Raw genomic sequence first — 9,230 nt, 5'->3', positions numbered from 1 at the left:
GTGGGAGAGTAGGACACCGCCGAACAATCATTCAGGAGAAGCCCCCACCGTTTATCGGTGGGGGCTTCTTCGCGTTTCGGGGCCACCGCGTTTTCGCCGTCCTCCTTGCCCCGGCGGGACCCTTGCGGTAGGCGCGGACGGTCGGGAACACTTGCCGGACGATGTACCTGAGCCGGCCTGGGGAGGTGGGGTGTGGCGAAGAGTCCCCGGGGCCAGGTACCTGGTGAGCTCGGCCCGCCCAGTGAGCCGGCGGCGGACGAGGGGTTCCAGAAGTTCTACGAGTCGGCGTACGGCCAGCTCGTGGCGCATCTCTACGCCCTGACCGGGGATCTGGGGGAGGCTCAGGACGCCGCCCAGGAGGCCTTCGTCCGGGCCTGGAACCACTGGCCACGCCTGAGCGGCTACGAGAACCCGGTGGCCTGGGTGCGGTTGACGGGTCAACGGATCGCGATCAGTCGGTGGCGGCGGGCCCGCACGGCCCTGCGCAGCTGGACCCGGCACGGCCCGGCCAACCCGACCCCGGGACCGGGCCCCGAGTCGGTGGCCCTGGTGGCCGCACTCCGCCTGCTGCCCGAGGCGCAGCGGCGGGCCGTGGTGCTGCACCACATGGGCGGGCTGTCGGTGGCGGAGATCGCGGCCGAGGAGGAGGTCCCGCTCGGCACGATCAAGGCGCGGCTGCACCGCGGCCGGACGGCGCTGGCCGGGCTGCTGGGGGAGACCGGCGCGGAGGACACCGAGCCGCACACCCCGCTCGCGGAGGACCCGGCGCGGACCGTGAAGGCCCGGCCGAAGGCGGGATCCAGGGCCGCGGAGGAGCCGGACCGGCGGACCGCGGGCCCGACCGGCCCGGCGAGCACGCCGCCCACCCCGGCCGCCCCGCCGACCCCGGCCGCCCCGCCCGCCGTACCGCACTCCCGAGCACCGGAACACCCTCAGCCGGAACACCCGCAGCTCCAGGCGGCTGACGCCGCGTCGGATCGGATGACGAAGAGGAAGGCGAAGAGCCGTGTCTGACCACGAGCGTGATGACGCCTCCCCGACCTTCGGGTCCGGGCGGACGCTTGCGCCGGGCCGTGGGACACCCGGGCGGGTGTCGATGGCACCGACCGAGCTCGATGCCCGCTTCGCCCAGCTGCGGAGCCAGCTGTCCGCCGGTCTGCAGGCACCGCCGACCACCGCCGTGGTCCGCTCGGCGGTGCGCCGCCGACGCCGGCGGCGCGCGCTGGGGGCGGCCGGCGCGGGCGCCCTGGCGCTGGCGCTCTTCGCGGCGGCTCCGCACCTGCTGGTGCCGGGGGGCTACTCGCAGGTCGGCCAGCCCGACCAGACCGGCGAGGTGCGGCTCGGCTGGCCGGACTCCACGCCCTCGCTGCCGGTGAGCCAGGCCACCCATGAGTGGGACAGCGGCGCGCTCCCGCTGGAGACGGCGCAGCTGCCGGTGCTCCAGCAGGCGTACGGTCCCTGGCTCCCGGTCCTGCGGGAGGACGGGCACCCGGCCGCGCCGGCGCTGGACACGGACCAGCCGGCCTGCCTGGCCGGCCCGGTGGCGGCCCTGAACGCCGTGTCGGTGGGCGGGCAGGACTACGTCGAGGACGGCGGCCGGTCCGACGGTTCGCGCCAGGCCGGCCCGGCCCAGGCCTACCAGCTCGTGCTCAGTTTCGCGGACGCCTCGGCCGCGGCCCGGGCGGGCCGGGTGCTCGCCGGCTCGTACGGCTGCAAGGGCGGCCACGGGAGTCTCGCCAAGGTGGCGAGCGACGGCGAGCTGACGGTCCTGCGGGACGACTACCTCGATCCGTCGGACCAGCCGGTGACCTCGGTGGAGGAGTTCACCGTGGAGGTGCGCGGAGTGCGGGTCGGTGTCCTCGGGGTACGGCGGGTCTACCGTCCGGGCGAGCCGGGCTTCGGCCGGGTGCCCGCCCTGGACAGCCACTTCGCCGCCGCCGCCGCGGAGCTGGCGGACCGGCTGCAGACCGGCTGACCGGTTCGTGCTTCGATGCAACCTTCGCTCCGTGCCGCGCGTGAGTGGTGCAGACAGCGAACGAACGACATCGGAGTCAGGCCGGTCAGCGGCCGACCGGAGGGGAAAGCTCTATGAGTCAGCAGCGAACCGGCACCACGCTGGCGCCCATGGTCGAGGTGGAGGACGTCTGGCGAAGCTTCGGCAGCGGCTCGACCGCCGTGCACGCGCTGCGCGGGGTGTCGTTCAGCATCCGGCGTGGTGAGCTGACCGCGTTGCGCGGCCGGTCCGGCTCGGGCAAGACCACCCTGCTCAACCTGGTCGGCGGTCTGGACGCGCCCACCTCGGGCCGGATCAGCCTGGACGGGTCCGACCTGGCCGGTCTGGACGAGGCCGGGCGGCTGGCGATGCGCCGCGACCGGATCGGCTTCGTCTTCCAGTCCTTCGGCCTGATCCCGATCCTCTCGGCGGCGGAGAACGTCGGGGTTCCGATGCGCCTGCGCAAGGTGCCCGCGGAGCAGCGCGAGCAGCGGATCGAGACGCTGCTGGCGCTGGTCGGCCTCGCGGACCACGCCGAGCAGCGGCCCACCGAGCTCTCCGGCGGGCAGCAGCAGCGGGTGGCGATCGCCCGCGCGCTGGCCAACGAGCCCGCACTGATCATCGCCGACGAGCCGACGGGCCAGCTCGACTCGGAGACCGGACGTTCGGTCATGGAACTCCTGCGGGCGGTGGTGCGCAGCGAGGGCGTCACGGTGCTGGTGGCCACCCACGATCCGCAGCTGATGGAACTCGCCGACCGGGTGGTCGAGCTGAGGGACGGCCACATCGTGGAGGAGGCGGACCCCGCCGCCTCCTGACGGGCCCACGGATCCTGCCGCCCTCCTGACGGGCTCACGGATCCCACCCCCAGACAGGCTCCCCTGGCGCGCCCCGCTGCCGGGCCCCCACCCGGGTGGCCCGGCAGCGGCGTTCCCGCCCCCTTGGCTCCGCCGCCCGATCGGCCGCGCCACGCCGTCAAGATGCCGCTAAATCTGCCCTCCGACCAGCCAGATCGAAGGCGAACACGCGCTCACCCCGTAGTCTCGGGAGCGCGAACAGGTGTCCGGGGATGGTCCCCCGGGCCGACTCGATCAAGAATGGGACGCATGGCGCGCGGAAGGCTGCGGATCTACCTCGGGGCCGCCCCCGGGGTCGGGAAGACGTACGCCATGCTCTGCGAGGCCCACCGGCGCCTCGCCCGCGGCACCGACGTGGTGATCGGCTTCGTCGAGCACCACAACCGTTCCAACACCGCGGAGCTGCTGCACGGCCTGGAGGCGGTGCCGCGCCGGACCATGGAGCACCGCGGGGCCGAGTTCACCGAGCTGGACCTGGACGCGCTGCTGGCCCGCCGCCCGCAGGTCGCCCTGGTGGACGAGCTGGCGCACACCAACGTCCCGGGCAGCCGCAACGCCAAGCGCTGGCAGGACGTCGAGGAGCTGCTGGCGGCCGGCGTCGACGTGATCTCCACCGTCAACATCCAGCACCTGGAGTCGCTGGGCGACGTGGTCGAGGGCATCACCGGGGTGCGCCAGCGCGAGACCGTGCCGGACGAGGTGGTGCGCCGGGCCGACCAGATCGAGCTGGTCGACATGTCGCCACAGGCCCTGCGCCGCCGACTCGCGCACGGCAACGTCTACGCGCCGGAGAAGATCAACGCGGCGCTCTCCAACTACTTCCGTCCCGGCAACCTGACGGCGCTGCGCGAGCTGGCGCTGCTCTGGACGGCCGACCGGGTCGACGAGTACCTGCAGACCTACCGAGCCGAGCAGGGCATCGACAGCACCTGGCAGGCCCGCGAGCGGATCGTGGTGGGCCTGACCGGCGGCCCGGAGGGGGCCACGCTGATCCGGCGGGCGGCCAGGATCGCGGCCAAGGGGTCGGGCAGCGAGCTGCTCGCGGTGCACATCTCGCGCTCCGACGGCCTGGCCACCGGCGGCTCCCCGCAGGCGCTGATCGAGCAGCGGGCGCTGGTGGAGAGCCTGAGCGGCAGCTTCCACACCGTGCTCGGCGACGACCCCTCGCAGGCGCTGCTGGACTTCGCGCGCGGCGTGAACGCCACCCAGATCGTGCTCGGCTCCAGCCGCCGCAAGGCCTGGCAGTACATCTACGGCCCCGGCGTCGGCTCCACGGTGGCGCGCGACTCGGGCGACATCGACGTGCACATCGTCACCCACGAGCACGCGGCGCACGGGCGCGGGCGGATCCCGATCCGCAAGGTGACCGACCTGGGCCGGCCGCGCGCGATCGGCGGCTGGCTGATCGGGGTGGCCGGGCCGCTGCTGCTGAGCCTGGTCCTCACCCACCTGCGCAGCACCGGCCTGCCGACCGACATGCTGCTCTTCTTCTCGGTGACCGTCTGCGCGGCGCTGGTCGGCGGGCTCTTCCCGGCGATCGCCTCGGCCCTGGTCGGCTCCACCGCGCTGAACTACTACTTCACCCCGCCGACGCACACCCTGACCATCAACGATCCGCAGAACATCCTGGCGGTGGCGATCTTCACCGCGGTGGGCATCGCGGTGGCGACCGTGGTCGACGTGGCCGCCCGGCGCTCGCACGAGGCGGCCCGCAGCCAGGCCGAGGCGCAGACCCTGAGCGCGCTGGCCGGGACGGTGCTGCGCGGCGCGGCGACCGGCGAGGGGGTGCTGACCGCGCTGCTGGACCAGGTCCGGGAGGTGTTCCAGCAGGAGTCCACCGCTCTGCTGGAGCGGGCGGACGAGCACGCGCCGTGGGGCTGCGTGGCGGCCAGCGGCCCGAACCCGCCGGGCCGCCCGGAGCAGGCGGACGTGGACGTGCCGGTCGGCGAGAACCTCGCGCTGGTGCTGCGCGGCCGGGTGCTGCCGGCGGCCGACCGCCGGCTGCTGGGCGCCTTCGCCGCCCAGGCGGCCGTGCTGCTGGAGCGCCGCCGGCTGGCCAAGGAGGCCGCCGCGGCCCGTCGGCAGGTCGAGGGCAACCGGATCCGCACCGCCCTGCTGGCCGCGGTCTCGCACGACCTGCGCACCCCCCTGGCCGGGATCAAGGCCGCCGTCTCCTCGCTGCGCGCCGAGGACGTCGAGTGGGACCCGGCGGACGAGGCGGAGCTGCTGGCCGGCATCGAGGCCGGCGCCGACCGGCTCGACCACCTGATCAACAACCTGCTGGACATGAGCCGGCTGCAGACCGGCACGGTCACCCCGCTGATCCGCGAGGTGGACCTGGACGAGGTGGTGCCGATCGCGCTCGGCGGGGTGCCGCTGGAGTCGGTCCACCTGGACGTGCCGGAGCACCTGCCGATGGTGCCGGCCGACGCCGGGCTGCTGGAGCGGGCGCTGGCCAACCTGATCGAGAACGCCGTCAAGTACAGCCCGCCCGGCGTGCGGGTGCTGGTGCAGGCGGACGCGCTGGAGCCGGCGGCCGGCGGCGGCCGGGTCGAGCTGCGGGTGGTCGACCGCGGTCCGGGGGTGCCGGAGGAGGCCCGGGAGCGGATCTTCGCGCCCTTCCAGCGCTACGGCGACGCGCCGCGCGGCGCCGGGGTGGGGCTGGGCCTGGCGGTGGCCCGCGGTTTCGTCGAGGCGATGGGCGGCACGCTGGCCGCCGAGGACACCCCCGGCGGCGGCCTGACCATGGTCGTCTCGCTGCCGGTGGCCGAGCGCCGGCCCGACCCCGCTGCGCCGGACGACCCCGCGCACGCCGCCGATCCCGCGCACCCCGCGCACACAGCCGGCCCCGCGCACGACACCGGCCTCGCGCCGCCGGACGACCCCGCACACCACGCAGAGTCACCCCAGCCGACCACCCCCCTCGCCCCCCGAAAGGCGGAGCCCGCATGACCCGGGTCCTCGTCGTGGACGACGAACCGCAGATCGTCCGCGCCCTGGTGATCAACCTCAAGGCCCGCAAGTACGAGGTGGACGCCGCCCACGACGGCGCGAGCGCGCTGGAACTGGCCGCCGCCCGCCACCCGGACGTGGTGGTCCTCGACCTCGGCCTGCCCGACATGGACGGCGTGGAGGTGATCAAGGGCCTGCGCGGCTGGACCCGGGTGCCGATCATCGTGCTCTCCGCCCGGCACGCCTCGGACGAGAAGGTCGAGGCGCTGGACGCCGGCGCCGACGACTACGTCACCAAGCCCTTCGGCATGGACGAGCTGCTGGCCCGGATGCGCGCGGCGGTCCGCCGGGCCGAGCCGGTGGCCGGCGAGGACGACTCCCTGGTGGTCACCGAGGCGTTCACGGTCGACCTGGCCGCCAAGAAGGTCAACCGCAACGGTGCCGACGTCCGCCTCACGCCCACCGAGTGGCACCTGCTGGAGGTGCTGGTGCGCAACGCCGGCCGGCTGGTCAGCCAGACCCAGCTGCTGCAGGAGGTCTGGGGCCCGGCCTACCGCACCGAGACCAACTACCTGCGGGTCTACCTGGCGCAGCTGCGCCGCAAGCTGGAGGCCGACCCCTCGCACCCGCGCCACTTCATCACCGAACCGGGGATGGGGTACCGCTTCGAGGCCTGAGCAGGTCCTCGCGGAGCACGCCACCGCAGGGGGCCGAACCGGTACCCTTCCGGCATGAGTGGTAACAGCAGCGACCAGCCGCAGGGACGCCTGCGCCGGATGTTCAGCCGGCTCACCTCCAGCCCGGAGGAGCTCCAGGCCGAGGAGCTGCGCCAGGACACGGTGGGTGCGGGCTGCACGACGATAGCCGAGGCCGGCGACCGCGAGGTCGTCACCGTCTCCGGCACGCTGCGCACCGTCACGCTCCGGCCCAGGGCCGGCGTGCCGGCGCTGGAGGCCGAGCTCTTCGACGGTACGGACGCGCTGGACGTGGTCTGGCTCGGCCGCCGCTCGATCGCCGGGATCGAGCCCGGGCGCCGGCTGATCGCCAGCGGCCGGCTCAGCCACGCACGCGGGCGTCGCGTGCTCTTCAACCCCCGCTACGAGCTGCGGCCGGTGGGACAGTCCGTGGGACAGGGGAGCGATCACCAGTGACCAATCCGCTCGGCGGCGAACACGCCGCCCCGCCCGTACTGATCACCGGAACCGTTCCACCCGCGTCGCCCGAGGGGGCCTTCGGCGTGCCGCAGGCCGTCGAGGAGACCCCCGAGCAGGTCGCGGCCCGCGAGGCGGCCGCCGCCAAGGAGGCCGCCGACTCGGTGCTGCAGGCCTTCGGCGGGGTCCGCGGCATGATCGACATGACCCTGCCGGGCCTGGTCTTCATCGTCACCTTCAACATCACCCACCAGGTGGCTCCGGCCGCGTGGGGGGCGCTGGGGCTCAGCGGGCTCTTCGTGATCCTGCGGCTGCTGCGCGGCGAGACCATCCAGCACGCCTTCAGCGGCGTCTTCGGGGTGGCGATCGGCGCCTGGATCTCCACCAAGACCGGCAAGGCGGAGAACTTCTACCTGCCCGGCCTGCTCTGGAACGTCGGTTACGCGCTGGCGCTGGCCGTCTCCGCGCTGGTCCGCTGGCCGCTGATCGGTCTGACGCTCGGCCCGGTGACGGGCGAGATGTTCACCTGGCGCACCCGCAACCCCGGCCGGCTGGCCGCGTACACCAAGGCGACCTGGGCCTGGGTGGTGATCATGGGCATCAAGCCGGTGATCCTCTTCCCGCTCTACTTCACCGGCAACGTCAACCTGCTGGGCTGGCTGAAGGTCGCGCTGGGCATCCCGCCGATGCTGCTGGCGATGTACGTCACCTGGCGGATCCTGCTCACCGCGCCGCCGCCCATCAAGGCGGAGGAGCCGGAGCAGGCCGCCGACTGACCCCGGCGGCCGGGCCCACCGGCGACGCGACAGGCGACAGGGCCCGCACCCCCCTCGGGGAGTGCGGGCCCGGTCGCGTTCGCCGTGCCTGCCGCGCCTACTGGGCGCCGCCGCCCGCCGAGAGCAGGTCCTCGAGCTCCTCCTCGCGCTCCTGCGCGGCCACGAAGAGCAGCTCGTCACCGCCCTCCAGGGTGTCGTCCTTGCCCGGCACCAGCACCCGGCCCTCGCGGATGATGGTCACCAGGGCGGTGTCCACCGGCCAGCTGACGTCGCCGACCCGGGTGCCGACCAGTTCGGCGTCGGCGGCCAGCGTGAGCTCCACCAGGTTGGCGTTGCCCTGGCTGAAGCGCATCAGGCGCACCAGGTCGCCGACGCTCACCGCCTCCTCGACCAGCGCGGACATCAGGCGCGGCGTGGAGACGGCCACGTCCACGCCCCAGGACTCGTTGAAGAGCCACTCGTTCCTGGGGTTGTTGACCCGGGCGACCACCCGCGGCACGCCGTACTCGGTCTTCGCCAGCAGCGAGACCACCAGGTTGACCTTGTCGTCGCCGGTCGCGGCGATCACCACGTGGCAGCGCTGCAGCGCCGCCTCGTCCAGCGAGGTGATCTCGCAGGCGTCGGCCAGCAGCCACTCCGCCATCGGTACCCGCTCCACCGAGATGGAGCCCGGGTTCTTGTCCACGAGCAGGACCTCGTGGCCGTTCTCCAGCAACTCGGCGGCGATCGACCGACCGACCGCACCCGCTCCCGCAATCGCTACCCGCATCAGTGACCCTCCTCCGGGCCCTTGGCGAACGCCGCCTCGACCGCTGCCAGATCCGATCGGCGCACCATCACCTGGACCAGGTCGCCCTCCTGCACCACCGTCTGCGCGGTGGGCAGCACGCCTTCACCCAATCGGGTGATGAAGGCCACCCGGGCGTTGGCCGCCTCCTCCAGGGCCGAGACCCGGTGTCCGACCCAGGCCGCCGCGAACGGCACCTCGGCCAGCTGGATGGTCCCGCTCGGGTCCTGCCAGAGCGGCTCGGAGCCGCTGGGCAGCAGCCGGCGCAGCATCTGGTCGGCGGTCCACCGCACGGTGGCGACCGTCGGGATGCCCAGGCGCTGGTAGACCTCGGCGCGGCGGGGGTCGTAGATGCGGGCCGCGACGTGCTGGACGCCGAAGTTCTCCCGGGCGACCCGGGCCGCGATGATGTTCGAGTTGTCGCCGCTGCTGACGGCGGCGAAGGCGCCCGCCTCCTCGATGCCGGCCTCGCGCAGGGTGTCCTGGTCGAAACCGACGCCGGTGACCCGGCGCCCGTTGAAGCCGGCGCCGAGCCGGCGGAAGGCCGTCGGGTCCTGGTCGACGACGGCCACCGAGTGGCCCTGCTTCTCCAGGGCTCTGGCGAGGGCGGATCCTACGCGTCCGCAGCCCATGATGACGATGTGCACGGTGCCGCTACCTCACCCTGGCCGTTGGGTTCTTGACCTGCGCAAACACCGCTCATCATCCTTCCGT

Annotated in this window: 9 protein-coding genes; 7 read left to right on the top strand and 2 right to left on the bottom strand. The window is 73.7% G+C overall.

Annotated elements, in window-relative coordinates:
- Window positions 1–192 precede the first annotated feature (192 nt).
- From ABD323_RS12000 to ABD323_RS11970, 7 genes are all read left to right on the top strand, one after another.
- Window positions 193–1,014 (top strand): RNA polymerase sigma factor, encoded by an 822-nt coding sequence (locus ABD323_RS12000; RefSeq protein WP_344441348.1) that lies wholly within the window; start codon window positions 193–195, stop codon window positions 1,012–1,014.
- Between the two features lie 82 nt (window positions 1,015–1,096).
- Window positions 1,097–1,975, top strand: a complete 879-nt coding sequence (locus tag ABD323_RS11995) for a hypothetical protein (RefSeq protein WP_344441347.1) — start codon at window positions 1,097–1,099, stop codon at window positions 1,973–1,975.
- A gap of 113 nt (window positions 1,976–2,088) precedes the next feature.
- Window positions 2,089–2,811 carry an ABC transporter ATP-binding protein gene (locus ABD323_RS11990; RefSeq protein ID WP_344441345.1) on the top strand — a complete coding sequence of 241 codons (723 nt, stop codon included), beginning with the start codon at window positions 2,089–2,091 and terminating at the stop codon, window positions 2,809–2,811.
- A 288-nt stretch (window positions 2,812–3,099) separates the two neighbouring features.
- Window positions 3,100–5,802, top strand: a complete 2,703-nt coding sequence (locus ABD323_RS11985; RefSeq protein ID WP_344441344.1) for an ATP-binding protein — start codon at window positions 3,100–3,102, stop codon at window positions 5,800–5,802.
- Complete coding sequence (locus ABD323_RS11980; RefSeq protein ID WP_344441343.1) at window positions 5,799–6,479, top strand: response regulator; 681 nt, start codon at window positions 5,799–5,801, stop codon at window positions 6,477–6,479. The genes ABD323_RS11985 and ABD323_RS11980 overlap by 4 nt, the downstream gene beginning before the upstream one ends.
- A gap of 54 nt (window positions 6,480–6,533) precedes the next feature.
- The gene (locus ABD323_RS11975; RefSeq protein WP_344441342.1) at window positions 6,534–6,953 is read left to right on the top strand and encodes an OB-fold nucleic acid binding domain-containing protein; all 420 of its coding nucleotides are present in this window, start codon (window positions 6,534–6,536) and stop codon (window positions 6,951–6,953) included.
- On the top strand, window positions 6,950–7,729 hold the full coding sequence (locus ABD323_RS11970) for a DUF3159 domain-containing protein (RefSeq protein WP_344441341.1): 780 nt from the start codon (window positions 6,950–6,952) through the stop codon (window positions 7,727–7,729). Before ABD323_RS11975 ends, ABD323_RS11970 begins: the two co-directional genes overlap by 4 nt.
- A gap of 97 nt (window positions 7,730–7,826) precedes the next feature.
- On the opposite strand, the gene ABD323_RS11965 is transcribed toward ABD323_RS11970, so the two are convergent.
- Together ABD323_RS11965 and ABD323_RS11960 are read right to left on the bottom strand one after the other, a co-directional pair.
- A complete protein-coding gene (locus ABD323_RS11965) occupies window positions 7,827–8,498 on the bottom strand; it encodes a potassium channel family protein (RefSeq protein ID WP_344441340.1) in 672 nt (223 codons plus the stop codon).
- The gene (locus tag ABD323_RS11960) at window positions 8,498–9,163 is read right to left on the bottom strand and encodes a potassium channel family protein (protein ID WP_344441339.1); all 666 of its coding nucleotides are present in this window, start codon (window positions 9,161–9,163) and stop codon (window positions 8,498–8,500) included. The genes ABD323_RS11965 and ABD323_RS11960 overlap by 1 nt, the downstream gene beginning before the upstream one ends.
- Between the last annotated feature and the right edge of the window lie 67 nt (window positions 9,164–9,230).

The organism is Kitasatospora nipponensis, assembly GCF_039528135.1.
Classification (GTDB): domain Bacteria; phylum Actinomycetota; class Actinomycetes; order Streptomycetales; family Streptomycetaceae; genus Kitasatospora; species Kitasatospora nipponensis.
Note: the sequence above shows the minus strand (reverse complement) of the source record. Positions and strands in the feature narration are given on the sequence as shown.